General features: G+C 60.4%; 13 protein-coding genes and 1 pseudogene. 12 read left to right on the plus strand and 2 right to left on the minus strand.

Annotated elements, in window-relative coordinates; all coding sequences use genetic code 11:
- Window positions 1-4 precede the first annotated feature (4 nt).
- The 4 genes and pseudogenes from C3F12_11100 (at window position 5) to C3F12_11115 (ending at window position 10,809) form a co-directional block, all read left to right on the plus strand.
- Window positions 5-7,522, plus strand: coding sequence for a hypothetical protein (locus C3F12_11100; GenBank protein PWB44247.1), 7,518 nt, complete (start codon window positions 5-7; stop codon window positions 7,520-7,522).
- The gene (locus C3F12_11105; protein ID PWB44248.1) at window positions 7,519-8,145 is read left to right on the plus strand and encodes a hypothetical protein; all 627 of its coding nucleotides are present in this window, start codon (window positions 7,519-7,521) and stop codon (window positions 8,143-8,145) included. The genes C3F12_11100 and C3F12_11105 overlap by 4 nt, the downstream gene beginning before the upstream one ends.
- Window positions 8,146-8,199: 54 nt before the next feature.
- The gene (locus C3F12_11110; protein PWB44249.1) at window positions 8,200-10,212 is read left to right on the plus strand and encodes a hypothetical protein; all 2,013 of its coding nucleotides are present in this window, start codon (window positions 8,200-8,202) and stop codon (window positions 10,210-10,212) included.
- 480 nt (window positions 10,213-10,692) lie between these two features.
- Window positions 10,693-10,809: pseudogene (locus tag C3F12_11115) on the plus strand (hypothetical protein).
- A gap of 84 nt (window positions 10,810-10,893) precedes the next feature.
- Here C3F12_11115 and C3F12_11120 read toward each other — a convergent pair.
- Window positions 10,894-11,319: a putative toxin-antitoxin system toxin component, PIN family gene (locus tag C3F12_11120; GenBank protein ID PWB44250.1), complete on the minus strand. Its 426-nt coding sequence runs from the start codon at window positions 11,317-11,319 to the stop codon at window positions 10,894-10,896.
- Complete coding sequence (locus C3F12_11125; protein ID PWB44251.1) at window positions 11,312-11,896, minus strand: hypothetical protein; 585 nt, start codon at window positions 11,894-11,896, stop codon at window positions 11,312-11,314. Before C3F12_11125 ends, C3F12_11120 begins: the two co-directional genes overlap by 8 nt.
- Before the next feature lie 177 nt (window positions 11,897-12,073).
- Here C3F12_11125 and C3F12_11130 point away from each other — a divergent pair, with 177 nt between their 5' ends.
- The 8 genes from C3F12_11130 to C3F12_11165 all read left to right on the plus strand — a co-directional run bounded on the left by C3F12_11130 (window position 12,074) and on the right by C3F12_11165 (window position 18,255).
- Window positions 12,074-12,367: a plasmid maintenance system killer protein gene (locus tag C3F12_11130; GenBank protein PWB44252.1), complete on the plus strand. Its 294-nt coding sequence runs from the start codon at window positions 12,074-12,076 to the stop codon at window positions 12,365-12,367.
- Window positions 12,368-12,392: 25 nt separating this feature from the next.
- Complete coding sequence (gene higA, locus C3F12_11135; protein ID PWB44253.1) at window positions 12,393-12,701, plus strand: addiction module antidote protein, HigA family; 309 nt, start codon at window positions 12,393-12,395, stop codon at window positions 12,699-12,701.
- Between the two features lie 160 nt (window positions 12,702-12,861).
- Window positions 12,862-13,119, plus strand: coding sequence for a hypothetical protein (locus C3F12_11140; protein ID PWB44254.1), 258 nt, complete (start codon window positions 12,862-12,864; stop codon window positions 13,117-13,119).
- Window positions 13,116-13,433, plus strand: coding sequence for a hypothetical protein (locus tag C3F12_11145; protein ID PWB44255.1), 318 nt, complete (start codon window positions 13,116-13,118; stop codon window positions 13,431-13,433). The genes C3F12_11140 and C3F12_11145 overlap by 4 nt, the downstream gene beginning before the upstream one ends.
- A gap of 104 nt (window positions 13,434-13,537) precedes the next feature.
- On the plus strand, window positions 13,538-15,622 hold the full coding sequence (gene fusA / locus C3F12_11150; protein ID PWB44256.1) for an elongation factor G: 2,085 nt from the start codon (window positions 13,538-13,540) through the stop codon (window positions 15,620-15,622).
- A gap of 124 nt (window positions 15,623-15,746) precedes the next feature.
- Complete coding sequence (locus C3F12_11155; protein PWB44257.1) at window positions 15,747-16,208, plus strand: ribosome maturation factor RimP; 462 nt, start codon at window positions 15,747-15,749, stop codon at window positions 16,206-16,208.
- Window positions 16,209-16,314: 106 nt separating this feature from the next.
- Window positions 16,315-17,613: a transcription termination/antitermination protein NusA gene (locus C3F12_11160; protein PWB44258.1), complete on the plus strand. Its 1,299-nt coding sequence runs from the start codon at window positions 16,315-16,317 to the stop codon at window positions 17,611-17,613.
- Window positions 17,614-18,255, plus strand: a complete 642-nt coding sequence (locus tag C3F12_11165; GenBank protein ID PWB44259.1) for a hypothetical protein — start codon at window positions 17,614-17,616, stop codon at window positions 18,253-18,255.
- Window positions 18,256-18,265: the final 10 nt, after the last annotated feature.

Raw genomic sequence — 18,265 nt, forward strand, 5'->3', positions numbered from 1 at the left:
GGTCATGATCCTGATCCGGAGGGTTCGACGGGCGGCGCAGGCGACAACCCGTGTAGCCTGCCGGAGGCCGGCGCTTCTCGTAGCCGCGCTCCTGGCACTCTTCATCGCCGGCACGGCCGCGTTTCTCGGTCCGCTTTGGGCCGCTCAAGGCATCATCAGGACGATCACCCCATCGGCAGCCTACGTCGGCGATCAGGTCACGATCGAAGGCCACGGCTTCGGTGCCCACAACGTCCAGATCACCGTCGGAGGCCTGGCAGCCCAGGTCCTCTCGGCGACCGGCCACTCGGCCACCTTCCTTGCGCCAACGGGTGTTCACCCCGGGCCTACCACCGTGACCGCCACCAACCCCGGCGGCCGATCCGGCAGCATCGCCTTCACCGTCCTCGACCACCCGCCCGTCGCGAATGCCGGCCCCGACCAGACCGTCTTCGTCACCGGCACGGTCCAGTTCGACGGCTCTGCCTCCTCCGACGCCGACGGCGACCCGCTGACCTTCCACTGGACGTTCGTCTCGGCCCCAGCAGGCAGCACCACGACGCTGTCCGATCCCACAGCGGTGCGCCCCACGATCCTCATCGATCGCCCGGGGACCTATGTCGTCCAGCTACTCGTCAACGACGGCTACACCGACAGCGCGCCCGACACCGTCCAGATCGGCACGCTCAACTCGCGCCCGGTGGCCGACGCCGGCCCCGACCAGACCGCCCACATTGGCAGCCTCATCCAGCTCGACGGCGCCGCCTCCTCCGACATTGACGGTGATCCGCTGACCTACGCCTGGACCTTCGTCACCACGCCAGCCGGCAGCCAGGCCACCTTGATGGACGCGACCACAGCGCATCCCTCCTTCGTAGCCGACCTCCCGGGTCGCTACGTCGCAGGACTGATCGTCAACGACGGCGCCCTTGACAGTAAGCCGGCCGCGGTGCAGATCGACACCTATAACTCTCGCCCGGTGGCCGACGCCGGCCCGGATCAGCAGGCGACCGTCGGCGACACCGTCCAACTCGACGGCAGTTACTCCTCCGACGTGGATGGCGATCCTCTGACCTACCGGTGGTCGTTGACCACGATTCCCACCGACAGCGCGGTGAGCCTGCTCGATCTCACGACGGCGCAACCGACCTTCGTGCCAGACCTCCCCGGCGATTACGTCGGACAGCTCATCGTGAACGACGGCTTCGAGGACAGCCTGCCTGACACCGTCGCCATCAGCGCAACGCCCCCGCCAAATCGGCCACCCGTGGCCGGGGATGATGCCGCCGTCACCGACGAGAACGCCGTAGTCGGCATCGCCGTCCTGGGTAACGATAGCGATCCCGACGTCGATCCGCTCACGATTACGGCCGTCACGCAGGGAACCAACGGCGGGACGGCCACCATCAACGGCGTCACCGTCACCTATACTCCGCCAGCCAACTGGAGCGAGACCGACAGTTTCACTTACATCATTACCGACGGGCGCGGCGGGACGGCCACGGCCACTGTGACCGTGACCGTCAACCCCGTGAATCACCCCCCAACGGTGACGTTGACAGCGGACCAGACGGGCGGTGCGCCGCCTCTCACTGTCACCTTCACCGCTACCGCCAACGATCCGGATGGCGATCCCCTAACCTACGCCTGGGACTTCGGCGACGGGACGACAAAACCAAATGGCAGCGCGAGCGAAAGCCACACCTATCAGACCGCCGGGAGCTTCACCGCCACCGTCACCGTCTCGGACGGCACGGCGACTGCCCAGGCGAGCCTCACCATCACCCCGTCAGTCGGGCCTCCCGATCCCAGTACCGTGGCGCCGCCTCTATCGCAGACCTCTACCACCGATCTCGGCAGCGGGACCGCGTTCTTGTACTCCGGCTCCAATCCGATCCAGACCGGCGTGGCCCCTGGGACGATCACCCCCATACGGGCAGCGGTCCTGCGCGGCCGGGTCTTCAATGACCTGGGAACGCCGCTCCCCGGCGTGACGATCAGCATTCTCAATCACCCGGAGTTGGGCCAGACCCAGAGCCGCGCCGATGGTTGGTTCGACCTGGCCGTCAACGGCGGCGGGCTGCTGACGGTCACGTACACGCTCGGCGGATTTCTGCCCGCCCAGCGCGGCGTCGACGTCCCCTGGCAGGACTTCGCCATCCTGCCTGAGGTCGTGATGGTCCCTCGTAATTCGCAGGCCACGACGATAGACCTGACAGCCCCGATACCCATACACGTCGCGCAGGGCAGCGTGGTTACCGACGCCGACGGCACCCGGCAGGCCGCGCTGCTGATCCCGCAGGGGACGCAGGCGCAGGTCCTGCTCCCTGACGGGAGCACCCAGGCGGTGAGTAGTCTCACCCTGCGGCTGACGGAGTACACCGTGGGACCTGACGGACCCAAGCGGATGCCCGCCCCCCTGCCGCCCACCAGCGCCTACACCTACGCGGTGGAACTGGGCGCCGATGAGGCGATCGCCAAGCTCGGCGGCAAGGACGTCCTCTTCAACCAGCCGGTCTTCTTCTACGTGGACAACTTCCTGAACTTCCCGGTCGGCATTCCCGTGCCGACGGGCTACTACGACAACAGCTGGGGCGTATGGGTGGCGTCCGACAGCGGTCGGATCATCAAGATCCTCAGCGTCACCGGCGGTCTGGCCGACCTGGACACCGATGGCGACGGCCTCGCCGACAACGGTCTGGGGATCAGCGATGCCGAACGGGCGCAACTGGCCTCACGTTATGCGGTCGGTACCAGCCTGTGGCGTGTGCCCGTGTCGCATCTCTCCACCTGGGACTGCAACTGGCCTCCCTCGCCGCCACAAGACGCGGAAACCCATCAAGGGCCGGCTCCCACGCCGGACCCCCAACCCAACAAGCCCAACCAATGTGAAGGCTCCATCGTCGGCTGCCAGAACCAGACTCTCGGGGAGGCGTTGCCCGTGGCCGGGACGCCGTTTTCGCTCTATTACAAGAGCGACCGAGCGCCGGGCCGCACCGCGGCTTACAGCGTGGACATCACCCTCAGTGGCTCCTCCGTCCCCGCCAGCCTGAAGCGAGTCGATCTGGAGGTTTTGGTAGCCGGGCGGCTCTTCACGCAAAGCTTCCCATCGAATCCGAACCAGCGCACGACCTTTACCTGGGACGGTCTAGATGCCTATGGTCGACCGGTGCAGGGGCAATATTTGGCGACGGTGCGGATCGGATACGTGTATGACGAGGCCTACCAGGTGACGGATCGATTCGGCTCTAACGGGAACGGGATTCCCATTACCGGCAGCCGCGCACGCCGCGAGGTGACGCTGTGGCGGACCGACACAGTCAGGATCGGCCCATGGGACGCCCGTGGCCAGGGGTTGGGTGGCTGGACGCTAAGCGCGCATCATGCGTATGATCCTCTGGGCAAAGTGCTCTATCTGGGGAATGGCAGCCAACGTAGCGCAAACAGTATTCACCATACGATTACCACTGTGGCCGGAACGGGAGGCGCCGGCTTCAGCGGCGATGGTGGCCCGGCTACCCAGGCTGGTCTTAATTGGATTTACGACGTCGCCGTAGCTCCCGACGGCAGCCTCTACATCGCTGATGGGGGTAACCATCGCATTCGCCGGGTGGGGCCGGATGGGATGATTACGACCGTAGCTGGTACGGGATATTGGGGCTTTAGCGGCGATAGCGGTCCGGCCACCCAGGCTACCCTGTATTGGCCTTCCGGCGTCGCCGTGGCCTCGGATGGTAGCCTCTATATTGCTGACAGCGGCAACCGTCGCATCCGCCGGGTGGGGCCCGACGGAATAATCACTACCATGGCCGGAACGGGAGCTTTGTTGGGCTCTAGCGGCGATAGCGGTCCGGCCACCCAGGCTACCTTTAGTGCGGTCGGCGGCGTCGTCGTAGCCCCGGACGGTAGTGTCTATATCGGTGACTCCTATCGAATTCGCCGAGTAGGACCGGATGGGATCATTACGACCGTGGCTGGAACTGGGCTTGCGGGCTTCAGTGGCGACGGCGGCCCGGCCACCCTGGCTACCCTTCGGGGTGGCAAAGTTGCCGTAGCTCCGGGCGGTAGCCTCTATATTGCCGACACAGACAACTATCGCATCCGCCGGGTGGGGCCCAATGGGATCATCACCACCGTAGCCGGTGCGGGGTGGTTTGGGTACCGCGGCGATGGCGGCCCGGCCACCCAGGCTCACCTTGATTGGACTTACGACGTCGCTGTAGCCCCCGACGGTAGCGTCTATCTCATTGACTACAATCGCGTCCGCCGGGTGGGACTTGACGGGATCATTACCACCATAGCCGGCAAGGGGACTAATGGCTTCAGCGGCGATGGCGGCCCGGCCACTGCGGCTACCCTTTATTCTCCTTACGGCCTCGCTGTGGCTCCTGACGGTAGCTTCTATATCGCAGACACCTATAACTTTCGCGTCCGCCGGGTGGGGCTGCCGCTACCGGGATTTTCAGATTCGGATCTGGTCGTTCCCTCCGAAGACGGCCGTGAACTGTACCAGTTTAATGCGAATGGCCGCCACCTGCGCACACTCCACGCCCTTACGGTTGCCACGCTCTATACCTTCACCTACGACAGCGAGGGCCGCCTCACCCAGGTCACCGACGGCGACGGCAACGTGACGACCATCCAGCGAGACGGCAGCGGCAACCCTACGGCCATTGTCGCGCCATTCGGCCAGCAGACGACCCTCGCGCCGGACAGTAACGGGTTCTTGAGTAGCGTCACCGACCCATCGGGCGCCACGACCCAACTCACCTATTCCCCAGACGGGCTGCTCACCACCCTCACCGATCCCAAGGGGAACGTGCATCACTTCATCTACGACAGCCTGGGCCGCCTGCTCAAGGATCAGGACCCTGCCGGCGGCTTCCTCACCCTGACACGGACCGAGACAACCAATATGTATAGCGTGGCTGTGACCAGTGCCCTCGGCCGCACTTCTGCTTTCCAGATCGCGCAGCTCTCGACCGGGGATGAGCGGCGAGTCAACACCGACCCCGCCGGGCTCCAGCGCATGGTGCTGATCAAGACCGACGGCACCGAGCAGACGACGAACCCGGATGGGACGATCTCGACGCGAATCGACACCGGCGACCCGCGCTGGGGGATGATGGCGCCCATGCCCAAATCGCTTACAATTGTCACTCCAGGTGGCCTGACCTTGACCAGCACCAGTACCCGAACCGCGACCCTGTCGAATCCCGACAATTCCTTGAGCCTCACCGCTCAGGACGATACCCTCGTCCTCAACGGCCGAACCTCGACCACCCACTTCGACGCGGCCACCCGGACCTTCACGACCACCAGCCCCGCAGGCCGCATCAGCACCCGGATCATCGACCCCCAGGGCCGGACGACCTCCACACAGCTCATCGGCCTCGCGCCAGTGACCATGACCTACGATCCCTTCGGCCGCTTGGCGACCATCACCACCGGCACCGAAGCCGACGCCCGAACCACAACCATGACCTACGATGCCAATAGCTACCTCCAATCGATCACCGACTCCGTGGGGCGCGTCACCAGCTTCACTTACGACGCTGTCGGGCATCCCCTGACCCAGACCCTCCCCGACGGCCGCGTGCTCCAAACGAGCTATGACAGTAACGGCAACGTGGCGAGCATGATCCCACCGAGCCGCCCTGCCCACGCCTTCGACTACACGCCCGGGGATCTCGAATCCGCCTACCATCCCCCCTCTCCCCTTGCGGGAGAGGGTGGGGGTGAGGGGGTCAGCACCACCTACACCTACAATGCCGACCGGCAACTGACGCTGGTGACGCGTCCGGATGGCCAAACGCTGTCGCTCGCCTACGACACTGCCGGCCGCCTGAACTCGCTCGTCACCCCAACCGGCACGCTCCAGTATGCCTACAGCGGGACCACTGGGAATCTCAGCTCGATTACCGCGCCGGGCAGCACGCTCAGCTACGTCTATGATGGGCCGCTCTTGAAGCAAACGACCTGGAGCGGGACCGTGGTCGGGAGCGTCTCGCAGACCTACGACAATAACTTCCGCATCACCTCCCAGAGTCTCAACGGCGCGAACGCGGTGACGTTCGGCTACGACAACGATTCGCTACTCACATCCGCTGGCGCCCTCAACATTGCGCGCAACGCACAGCATGGCCTTATTACGGGTACCACGCTCGGGAGCGTCACTGATACCAGGAGCTATAGCCCCTTCGGCGAACTGAGCACCTACACCGCCACCGTCAGCGGTTCACCCGTCTTCGCGACGACCTACACTCGTGATAGACTGGGGCGGATCACGCAGAAGGTGGAGACGATCTACGGCAGCACCGATACGTTCGACTACGCGTACGACCAGGCCGGTCGTCTGACAGAGGTCACGAAAAATGGGACGGTGCTCTCCAGCTACACCTACGATGGCAACGGCAACCGACTGAGCCTGACCACCCCCAGCGGCACGGTCAATGGGAGTTACGACGCGCAAGATCGGCTGACGCAGTACGGCAGCACGACCTACAGCTACTCGGCCAACGGGGACTTGCAATCGACGACGACCGGTGGCCAGGTGACCACGTATCAATATGATGTACTGGGGAATCTTACCAGCGTCGCAGGCCCTGCCGGGTCCACCATCGACTACCTGATCGACGGCCAGAATCGCCGGATCGGCAAGAAAGTCAACGGAACACTGACCCAAGGCTTCTTGTATCAGAATCAGCTCAACCCGGTCGCGGAACTTGATGGTGCGGGGAATGTGGTGTCCCGCTTCGTGTACGGCAGCCGTAGCAACATCCCCGACTACATGATCAAGGGTGGGGTGACGTATCGCATCATCAGTGACCATCTCGGGAGCCCACGGTTAGTCGTCAACACCGCCGATGGTAGCATTGCCCAGCAACTGGACTACGACGAGTTCGGCAATGTCCTCACCGACACCCACCCGGGCTTCCAGCCCTTCGGCTTCGCCGGCGGCCTGTACGATCCCGACACAGGGTTAGTCAGATTCGGCGCCCGCGACTACGACGCGGGGACGGGCAGGTGGACGGCGAAAGATCCTATTCGCTTCAAAGGCGGCGATACCAACCTCTACGGCTACGTCCTGAACGATCCCGTCAACTTTGTTGACCCGAACGGACAGTTCGCTTTCCATTTGCATTTTGGAATTACCTATTTCGCCGCACGAGCTTCAGGGTACGGCGTAAAAGATAGTCTATCGTTGGCATGGAATGTCATGAGCGAGGATCGGAGCGCGCTTAGCCATGATCCCGATTCAACAAGAGTTCATGCCATGGGCGGTGACTTGGGAACCCGCTATCAAACGCCTGCTGAAGCTATCGCCGCCGCAAAGGCTTACATCAATGATCCAAGCAATCCGCTCTCCGGAAGGATTCATTCTGCCCAGGACTTGCCGATTCATGCCGGGGAAAGCATGCAAGCTTTCGGCTGGAATTGGTCCACGGTCCAGCATCTCTTTAGAGATATATTCGGTGGAGGCGTTATAGGCCAAGCGTATCAAAACACCCGTGCTATTCTAAATGGTAGATGTGGAAAATGAGATTGATCAAACCGATTATTTTATCATCTATATCTATCGCTGTGTTTTTACTAGAGGGTATTATGATGATCAGTGCCGATGAGCCAAGCCTGTCTAAGGCCGACGAAGTGCTAATCGCGCCTAATTCAATCGGGATGCCTCTGGGCACAATTTTGCTGATACGGGAAAGCGGGAATTATGGTGCAGTTAAGTTTACTAAATGCTGGACTGGAAAAACTGATTACGATCAGCATGCAGAATACGAATCTTATTATCAAGGTGATAAGACGGGTGACTTTGGTAAGTCTAATGTGAAGCACCGGAAAGAGGAGGTCTATTACAAAAAACCAAGCTTCTCTATCTTTGGACACCCTATTAGTATAGGCGATAAAAGGGATATCCGATGCGGTCCTATAGAGCTCTGGTGGTCGGGTCTTAAGTGCGTAACCACGGTATATTTTAACAGGCACGATCAGAAGCAAGGTGATTACTATGGCATAGAGCTTGCCCCAACTCCTTGGACAGATATTTCTCAGGTAAATGTTTTTGACCCACGAATCCGATGGTACAAATACGATGAGAACCGGAAGGATGTGAGTATTCTTGTAGACCGATTATGGGATGACAAAGAAGGCAGCCGGTGATGAGCGCCGGGTCAACACCGATCCCGCCGGGCTCCAGGCCTCGCGCCGGTCAATATGGCTTACGATGCCGTCGGCCGCCTGGCGGCGGTCACGACCGGCACCGGACCGGATGCCCGCACGACGACCTTTGCCTACGACAGCCAGAGCTATCTCCAATCCATCACCGATCCGCTGGGGCGCAGCACCACCTTCGCCTACGACGCCGTCGGCCGACCCCTCACCCAGACCCTCCCCGACGGCCGCGTGCTCCAGACCACCTACGATGCTAACGGCAACGTCACCGCCCTCACCCCGCCCAGCCGCCCCCAGCATCAGTTCGATTACACACCCGTGGATCTCGAATCCGCCTACCATCCTCCCTCGCCCCTCACAGGGGGAGAGGGTGGGGGTGAGGGGCTCAGCACCACCTACACCTACAACGCCGACCGGCAACTGACGCAGGTCACACGTCCCGACGGCCAGACGGTAGACGTGGCCTACGACACCGCCGGCCGCCTGAGCACCACGGCCTTCTCTCGAGGTCAGGTGACCGACAGCTACAACGCCACAACCGGCAATATCAGCAGCGTGAGTGCTCCGGACGGGATCAGCCTCGCCTACACCTACGACGGCTCGCTCCTTACCGGCATGACGTGGAGCGGACCCATCGCCGGCAGCGTCAGCCGCACCTACAACACCGACTTCCGGGTGGCGAATCAAAGCGTCAACGGGGCCAACCCGATCAGTTTCGGCTACGACGCCGATTCGCTGCTGACGACCGCTGGAGCGGAGACCATCACGCGCCGGACGGATAATGGGCTGATCTCGGGGACCACGCTCGGCCCGGTAACGGATAGCCGCAGCTACAACGGTTTTGGCGAGCTGACTACCTACACCGCGACCGTCAGTGGCTCCCCGGTGTTCGCCACGACCTACACCCGTGATAAACTCGGGCGGATCACGCAGAAGGTGGAGACGCTCTCTGGCAGCACGGACACCTTCGACTACGCGTACGACCCTGCCGGTCGTCTGCAAGGGGTTACGAAAAACGGGTCGGTGATATCAACGTACACCTACGATCCCAACGGTAACCGGCTGAATCTGACCACCCCCATCGAGACCGTGAGCGGCACCTATGACGGCCAGGATCGGCTGACACAGTACGGCGGGACGACCTACGGCTACTCAACCAATGGCGAGCTGCAGAGCGCGACGACGAGTGGCCAGACTACGATGTACCAATATGACGTGTTGGGGAATCTTACAAGCGTCGTTGGACCCACGGGGTTCACCATCGAGTACGTCGTGGACGGTCAGAACCGCCGAATCGGCAAGAAGGTCAACGGGACGCTGACCCAAGGCTTCTTGTATCAGAGTCAGCTCAACCCGGTTGCCGAGCTTGATGGGACCGGCGCAGTTATCAGCCGCTTCGTCTACGGCAGCCGCGCCAACGTCCCCGACTACGTGATTAAGAATGGCGTGACCTACCGGATTGTCTCTGATCACTTGGGATCACCGCGGCTCGTCGTCGATGTCGCCACCGGCAGCGTCGCGCAGCAACTGGCCTACGACGAGTTTGGTAACGTCCTCACCGACACCCACCCCGGCTTCCAGCCCTTCGGCTTCGCCGGCGGGCTGTACGATCCCGATACCGGCCTGGTGCGCTTTGGTGCCCGGGATTATGATGCGGAGACGGGGAGATGGACGACGAAAGACCCGATCCGCTTTAGCGGTGGCGACACGAACCTGTACGGGTATGTCGTGAACGATCCAGTGAACGAGACAGACCCATTTGGCCTCTATTGGTTTCGGCAACCTTGGCAAACACCTGGTGTTGTCGGGCGTCTACACACCATAGTTCCGCCAGAGGGCCCAGTCAGTGAGTTTATTGAACAGGATGTGCCGGCAGGTTATACGTTTGGCGAAATGCATGACAGTTTTGTGGATGCTGCTACCCGATCCGGAATCCCAGATTGGCTAGCGAATATTCCATCAATGATCCCTGTATATCCGGTTGCGGTAGGCACAGAAGTATTGAGAGGTCTGGGAATTCTTCCGCAACCGACGCCACCCGCTTTGTGCAAATGAAGAAGCTCAACCGAATGAGTATCGCGCGAGCCAGCATCGCATTCTCCCTGTTAGCTATGGTTGGCGCCATATTCTTCGGCCGAAGCCACGCAAGCGAAGGGCCGCAGCCTGGGAATCGATACAAAATCGTCAAACCCGTATACTTGATTGCTGCATATGAAAGCCTTAACAACAGGCAAATCAGCAGAGAGACGGCGTTTGCATATTTGCGACCAAGGCAGAGCCCCAAGAGGGCTTGGTTAGCGTTTCAAAGCGAGGTGCCAATAGGTACAATTATGACCATCATTGGCCCGGCACCAAAACCAGCAGTCTGGCACCTTCCCTTTTTTTCAAGCGCTACTCTGTATACCTTGTCCGATTAGACCCGGACCTGTCGCGTGGTCTTGACGTTATGCTTGAACTTAGTCTTGGGATGGAAGGAAGCCTCGATGGGCTGAATCCGGAACTATTTAGCCGGTACAAACACGAAGAGGTCAGCCCCTGACCTACGACGCCAGCAGCTATCTCCAATCCATCACCGACTCCGTGGGACGTGCGACAAGCTTCACCTACGACGCCGTCGGCCGGCCCCTCACCCAGACCCTCCCCGACGGCCGCGTGATCCAAACGAGCTACGATCTCAACGGCAACGTCACCGCCCTCACCCCGCCCAACTGCCTGGGGCGTATGGCCCGTGGCCCATCAGGGGCGGCGGAGCGTTTCCAGGAAGCTTTTCAGGTCGGTGATGTTGATGCCGTGGAAGTATTTGAGGGTCCGCAGGTGGGGGTCTCTGGAGACGATGTAGTCGGCGCCGGCTTCCATGGCACAGGCAAGGAACATGTCGTCGGTAGGGTCATCCGAGACCTTGTGCACGGTATAGCGGCCTGTGGTGAAGGTCGCCTTTTCCAGAATCAGGCCGATGAACTCGTCGACGTCTTCGTCCGAGGCATGGAACTGTTTCAAGATTCGAGGGGAGTGGAGCACGCGGTACAGCTCGGCGATGATTTCTTTGGAGGTGACCAGGATAAAGGCGCCGTCGGCGATCGTGTCCCGGAGCTCTTTGGCCAAGCCCTCCTTCGCAAAGGCCACGCTGACCATGACGCTGGTATCGATGACGGCCTTACACACGCGCGTGGGCTTTATCCCTGATGGCGGTCACGGCCTCATCGATGACCTTGTCGATCTCCTCCTGCGAGTAGGCCCTGGCCCCCCTCGCCAGCTTGTCCGTGATCTCGCGGAAGCGTTGCGACCAGGACTGCTCGGCCTTGGGCCGGATCATCTTCTCAACCTGATGCTTCACGATCACCCCCTCCAGGATGCGCTTGACCGCTTGCCGTTCCGCCTCGTCTAGACCGGCGATCAGCTCGAACTGCTCTAAGAGCTCACGGTCCAGGAGACGGCTTGCGGCAATCCCTGTCTCCTTGTCGAACGCCAGCTCATCGATGGAGACCCCCAGGGCTTTGGCCAACCTGACCAGCACGTCTAAGGTTGGGGACGAGTGGCCGGCCTCATAGCGCCGGATTTGCGAGATCGCCACGCCGCTTCGCTTCACCAGGTCTTCCTGCGTCAGGTGCTTCTCTTTTCTGATCCGTGCTAAGTTCTTGCCGAACGACATGGCACACACCTCCTTGGGCAGAGTCGTTGTATGGCTGACTTGTAATACCTCAACAGATATGAGATATACCTCTTTAAGTATCTTATCCATTTTCAGGTGGGCGTCAAGGCTTTTCGCGTGACAGGGGGGTCGGAGCAGTCGACATGCGGATCACCGAAGGCGAGCACAGCCAACGCTGCGTGCCGGATCCCCGCGCAGTGCCTCGAGCCGCTGCCCCGTTCGACGGATTCCTCTTGCTGTAGCATGTACCCGTGCTCTCGTGGCTTCATGATCCGGTCCTTCGCGGACGACGGTACGGAAGATGTGTTTAACGGCCTGAATACCAGAGCGGCCCGTCGAGCCTATCCGTATGAACTGTGGCCCGTAGCCGGACGGACACTTGACCAGCTTGATTCCGTGGAACGGTTAGAAGAGCTTCGGATCCCTCCTGGGAACCGCCTGGAAGCGTTGGCGGGAAACCGCAAAGGCCAACACAGCATTCGAATGAACGAGCGGTACCGGGTCTGCTTCCGGTGGACCAGCAAGGGTCCGGCGGAGGTCGAAATCGTAGACTACCATTAATGGGCAGCGTGCAAGGAGAGCAGTCATGGTTCGAGTGCCGACACATCGAGAACCCACCCACCCTGGCGAGATGCTCTTGGAGGCATTCCTGACGCCCATGGGACTCTCACAGCGGGACTTAGCCCGTCGGATTCGAGTGCCCTATCAACGGGTCAACGAACTGATTAATCGTCGGCGGGGCATCACGCCAGGGACCGCTTTGCGGCTGGCGAAGTGTTTTGGGAACTCTCCGGGCTTCTGGATGAACCTTCAGCTTCGATGGGACCTCTACCGAGCACGATCGGCCGAAGCAGAGGCTCTTAAGAGAATTCGTCCACTTCGCACTGTAGGCTGAGGTAAGAAAAGGGGAACAGGAATTACGTCTGCTCGTGTCGCGCGTTGGTTGTCCTGAGACGGTCACGCCATCTCGCGACCCTTTAATGTTAATGTCTTGACAATGGGTCTTCAAATATTCATACTGTGGTAGGCTTGTGGTATGACCATCAGGAGATGATATGGGCAAAACAGTCAAGATCGCCATTAGCCTTCCTGCGGATCTGCTTGAGGCTTTAGAAAAGGAGCGTCAGGCCAGAAATGAGAGCCGGAGTCAGTTCTTTCGTGAGGCCGTAGAGCATCTTCTTCGTCAGAAGCGCCTTCAGGAGACCGTAAAGCAGTATGTGCAGGGTTACCTGGCTGAGCCTGAAAGCGATGAGGAAGTCGCATCCGTACAGCAGGCCAGTATGGGTGCACTCCGTCTGGAAGACTGGTCTTGAGACGCGGTGAGATCTGGTGGGCGGAACTGCCTGCTCCAGCTGGTACTCGACCGGTGGTTCTCTTGTCCCGCGATGAGGCGTATCCGGTCCGCAGGCTGGTGACCGTGGCACCGGTAACTACCCGTGTCCGCCGCATCGCATCGGAAGTTCCCTTGGGTCGTGAGGACGGTCTGCCCCGGTCGTGCGTGGTGAACCTCGATACGATTATTACTATCGCCAAGGACAGCCTTCGAGGGCACGTCGCCAACCTCAGCCAATCGAAACTCAGAGCTGTTGAGGAAGCTCTTCACTTTGCCCTCGGGCTGGAATGGTAAGGGGAATAAGGAGAGGATTTCTCCTTTACAACGGGATGACCGTTGTGGTACGAGAAGAATCTCGGAACGGTGAAGCGGCTTGTGCGGCACACAGGGGAAGCGTGATGAGCGGGATAGAGATCTCCAAAATCCGGAACGTCGCTATCGTAGCCCACGGGGGCGCAGGGAAGACGACACTGACCGAGGCGATGCTGTTCGACGCCGGGGCGACGTCTCGGCTTGGGCGGGTCGATGACGGAACGACTGTTACCGATTTCGACGAGGATGAGATCAAGCGGAGGATGAGCATTAGTTCGGCCTTGGCCTTCTGTGAATGGAAGGGGCATAAGCTCAACCTGATTGATACCCCTGGCGCGTCGATCTTCCTGACCGATACCCGGAATTGTCTGAGGGTGGTCGATGGTGCGGTCGTCGTGGTCAGTGCCGTGTCCGGCGTCAAGGTTCAGACCGAAAAGGTGTGGGCGTGCGCTGAAGCGGAAGGTCTGGCCAGGACGATTTACATCAATAAGATGGATCAGGAGCAGGCCGACTTTTTCCGGGTCCTCGAGGATATTCAGAAGAACCTCTGCCGGGTGGCTGTGCCCACCCACATTCCGATAGGGGCGCACGCGTCGTTTACGGGCACGATTGATCTGCTGCGGATGAAGGCCCTGACCTTTCAGGACGAGCGGCCGGGTAAATTCTCTGAGGGGGAGATTGCGCCTGACCTGAGATCAAAGGCGGAACAGCTTCGCGCAGGCATGATGGAGGCGGTTGCGGACAGTGACGACCGGCTGCTGGAGAAGTATCTGGAAGTCGGCACCCTTTCGGACGAGGAGTTGAAGTCCGGACTCCGGCGGGCGGTCATCGGGGGAAAGCTGGTTCCGGTCCTCTGCGGATCGGCCCTTAAGAATATTGGCGTTCCGCCTTTCCTCGATCTGTTGGCGGACCTCTTTCCATCTCCCGCGGATCGTCGGGCTGTTGCGGGAATCGATCCGAGGGGCGGCGAGTCATTGATCCGGGAAAGCCCAGCGGATGCTCCCTTGTCCGCCCTGGTATTCAAGACGCTTGTCGATCCGTATGCCGGCAAGATTAACCTGTTGCGCGTCTACTCCGGCGTCCTGACCTCAGATTCCGGCGTCTACAACAGTACCAAAGGCTGTAAAGAAAGGATCGGCCCGGTCGTGGTGCTCCGGGGTAAGAATCAGATCCCGGTTCCGGCTATTGGGGCCGGCGATCTTGGGGCTGTGGTTAAGTTGAAAGAGACCGGTACGGGGGATACGCTTTGTGATGAGCGAAACCCGATCTGTCTGGAGCCGGCCACCATCCCGAGTCCCATCATTGAATACGCCATCGTACCCAAGACGCGCGGGGACGAGGAAAAAATGAGTTCAGGGCTCCAACGACTACGAGAAGAGGATCCATCGCTTCACATTCGACGTGATGCCCAGACCAAAGAGATTATGCTGGCCGGGATGGGTAAGGCTCATTTGGAAATCGCGGTCGATCGTCTGAAGCGGAAGTTCGGACTCGAAATCCAGATGAAGACACCCCGCGTACCGTATAAAGAGACCATTCATGGCCGAACTGACGTTCAAGGAAAGCACAAAAAACAGACCGGGGGCCATGGACAATACGGCGATTGTTGGATCAGACTCGAGCCGCTTCCCCGCGGAGCCGGATACGAGTTTGTGAACCAGATTGTCGGGGGCGCAATCCCCAAACAGTATATTCCCGCGGTCGAGAAGGGGATTGTGGAGGCGATGGATGAGGGGGCCTTGGCCGGCTATCCCGTCGTGGATGTGAAGGTTACCCTCTATGACGGTTCGTACCATTCTGTCGACTCCTCGGAAATGGCCTTTAAGATCGCCGGATCATTGGCGTTCAAAAAAGGGGTCTTGCAGGCGAATCCGACGCTTCTTGAGCCGATGATGACCGTCGAGGTCATCGTTCCCGATGAGTGCATGGGGGATGTCATCGGCGATCTGAACAGTAAACGGGGACGTGTGATGGGTGTAGAGGCGAAGGGTAAGATGCAGACGATCAGGGCTCAGGTGCCGCTGGCTGAAATCCTGGAATATGCGACGCAGCTTAAGGCTATTACCGGCGATCGCGGCGACTACACGGTAGAGTTCTCCCACTACGACGAGGTGCCCCCCCATCTGAAGGAGCGCGTGATTGCCGAGCTGAAAAAGGCCAAGGGCGAGTAGACCCCCGCCCGCACGCCGTTCCTTGACCCCCTTGATTTGCCCTGTACAACCTCATAGAAGCATGCTATTTTACATTAGGTGGGCCAATGATGCCCGCTCTTTGTTTTATAAGGGGTGGTAATGTATGGCTGGGGAGGTGATCGAGCGCGTCAGGTCGATTGCCCTTCCGCTCTTCACGGAATTAGGGCTCGAGTTGGTAGATATCGAGTTCCGTCGAGAGATAGGCGGCTGGGTGCTCCGCCTCTATCTCGATAAGAGTGGCGGGGTGACCCTGGGGGATTGCCAGCGAGTAAGCGAAGAGCTGAGCGATCTTCTGGATGTCGAGAACCTGATCAACCATCCGTACACGCTCGAGGTGTCTTCACCTGGTGTGAACCGGCCACTGCGCCGGGAGGCGGACTTTCTTCGTTTTGTCGGCCAACGGGCGAGGATCGGCACGTCGCAGGCCATTGAGGGCCAACGGCGGTTTCTCGGCGTGCTGAAGGGGTACGAGGACGGAACGGTATCGCTGGAACGGGAGAATGGGACGGTTGTGTCCATTCCCCATGCGCTGATTGTGAAGGCTCGTTTGGATCCAATCCTTTGAAGACAGGGGTCAGAGGATAGGGGTTGGGGGTTAGAGAAAGAAACGCAATAGGTTCTTTTGGATCCCCAGCCCCCAACACCCAGCCCCTATACCCTGGTATTAAAAAATGGGCATCGATTTACTGCAGGTCATAGAACAGGTCGGGCGAGAGAAAGAGATCGACTCGGCGGTGCTGATCGAGGCGGTCAGCGCGGCGATCCTTTCAGCATCCCGCAAGACGCTGGGGACGGCCCTCGACCTGCGCGTAGAGTTCGACCGACAGGCGCGTTGCTTCAAGCTGTACGCAGTGCGGAAGGTCGTCGAGCAGGTTATGAACCCCCACGTCGAGACCTCCGTTGAAGAGGCTCAACGACTTCATCCCGGGGCCCAACCTGGCGACGAGGTCAAGTTCGAGGTGCAGGCGAAAGAGTTCGGCCGGATTGCCGCCCAGACCGCAAAGCAGGTGATCATTCAGCGAGTCAAAGAGGCTGAGCGGGAGAGCGTCTTTCAGGCCTTTCGGGCCAGGGTGGGTGAATTGGTGGGCGGTGTCGTACAGCGGGTGGCCAAGGGTAACGTCATCGTCAATCTCGGGAAGGCTGAGGCCGTTCTCCCGCCAAGAGAACAACTTCCCCGTGAGGATTACAGAGTTGGCGATCGGATTCGAGCGTACGTGCTGGATGTGAAGAAACTCCCCCGTGGATCACAGGTCGTGCTCTCGCGAACGCATCCCGGGCTGTTGGCCAAGCTGCTCGAGATCGAAGTTCCGGAGATCTACGAAGGGATTGTCGAGATCAAGGCAGTTGCCCGAGATGCGGGCGAACGAGCCAAGGTAGCGGTCGCCTCGCGAGACAGCAATGTCGATCCGGTAGGCGCCTGTGTGGGCTATCGTGGGAGTCGGATTCAGGCCATCGTCAGGGAGCTGATGGGCGAGAAGGTCGATGTCATTACCTGGAAAGACGATCCGGCGTCCTTTGTCCGAAGTGCGCTTGCGCCGGCCGAGATTGAGAGTGTCGAGGTTGTCGAGGCGACCCATACGCTTCATGTGTTAGTGGCCGACGGCCAGCTCTCCCTCGCTATCGGCAAAAGGGGACAGAATGCCCGGTTGGCGGCGAAGCTGCTGGGATGGAAGGTCGATGTCAAGGGTCGAGGGGAGGTTCAGAGGGCACCTGAGGAGCCGATTCAGCCGGCGATCGAGGGTCAGGTGCCGGCGGCGGAGCGTTCGACCGAGGAGATCCCGCAGTTGGCGAAAGTGCTGGGTGTAGGAGAGAAGTTGGCCGATCGCTTGATTGAGGCCGGGCTGGACAGTTGTCAGAAACTGGCCCATGCCTCGGACGACGCCCTGGTCCAGGTGGAGGGGATTGGGCCAAAGACGGCCCAGAAATTGATTGAGGCTGCGAAGGCGGCCCTCGCCTCTGGAGATGAGTAGATGGGGGCCGAGCCTTTCCGTTCGTGTGTCGCCTGTCGCACCAGCCGACCGAAACGAGAGCTCATTCGTCTGTATCCTGCAGGGGATGGAAGACTCAATGTGGATCTTGGCGGCGGATCGGGACGTGGGGCCTATGTCTGTCCGCGTCGTCCCTGCCTGGAACAGGCGGTGAAGAGGGGTGAGTTTGCCCGCTGCCTCAAGACAGCGGTGGCGCCACTGACTGTCGAGACCCTGGAGGGGTTGATTCGAGAGGGTGTGGCTCGTAAGGTGACGGCGCTCCTGGGCCTTGCGCGGCGGGCGGGTAAGATCGCCTCAGGCGCAGAAGCGGTAGATTCGGCCGTCAAGCGTCATTCGGCCAGATTGATCTTGGCTGCGACAGACGCATCGGCGAACTCGATCGCGAAGGTAAGACATGTGGCCGCACAGGTCGGCGTGGTATGGATGCAGGCCATGGGGAAGACGGAATTGGGGGCCGCTGTGGGAGGCGCCCCTCGAGCCTGCATTGCGGTAATGGACCCGCACTTTGCGGGGGCGCTGATGTCGGTGCTGAACAACATACCGGCAGCAGCGAAGACGAGAGAGGCCGCGTGGTCAGATCGACAAGTTGAGGAGACCGCGGGGCCTCGGAAGGCGCGGGGGTAATCCGACGTGG

The sequence above is a fragment of the Candidatus Methylomirabilota bacterium genome (assembly GCA_003104975.1).
Lineage (GTDB): Bacteria > Methylomirabilota > Methylomirabilia > Methylomirabilales > Methylomirabilaceae > Methylomirabilis.

Bases quoted from the DNA above. Each gene is read 5' to 3' on its own strand.
- C3F12_11100 (PWB44247.1), top strand. From the start codon at position 5: ATGATCCTGATCCGGAGGGTTCGACGGGCGGCGCAGGCGACAACCCGT.
- C3F12_11110 (PWB44249.1), top strand. From the start codon at position 8,200: ATGGCTTACGATGCCGTCGGCCGCCTGGCGGCGGTCACGACCGGCACC.
- fusA (PWB44256.1), top strand. From the start codon at position 13,538: ATGAGCGGGATAGAGATCTCCAAAATCCGGAACGTCGCTATCGTAGCC.
- C3F12_11165 (PWB44259.1), top strand. From the start codon at position 17,614: ATGGGGGCCGAGCCTTTCCGTTCGTGTGTCGCCTGTCGCACCAGCCGA.
- C3F12_11125 (PWB44251.1), bottom strand. From the start codon at position 11,896: ATGGATAAGATACTTAAAGAGGTATATCTCATATCTGTTGAGGTATTA.
- C3F12_11105 (PWB44248.1), top strand. From the start codon at position 7,519: ATGAGATTGATCAAACCGATTATTTTATCATCTATATCTATCGCTGTG.
- C3F12_11155 (PWB44257.1), top strand. From the start codon at position 15,747: ATGGCTGGGGAGGTGATCGAGCGCGTCAGGTCGATTGCCCTTCCGCTC.
- C3F12_11130 (PWB44252.1), top strand. From the start codon at position 12,074: ATGATCCGGTCCTTCGCGGACGACGGTACGGAAGATGTGTTTAACGGC.
- C3F12_11140 (PWB44254.1), top strand. From the start codon at position 12,862: ATGGGCAAAACAGTCAAGATCGCCATTAGCCTTCCTGCGGATCTGCTT.
- higA (PWB44253.1), top strand. From the start codon at position 12,393: ATGGTTCGAGTGCCGACACATCGAGAACCCACCCACCCTGGCGAGATG.
- C3F12_11160 (PWB44258.1), top strand. From the start codon at position 16,315: ATGGGCATCGATTTACTGCAGGTCATAGAACAGGTCGGGCGAGAGAAA.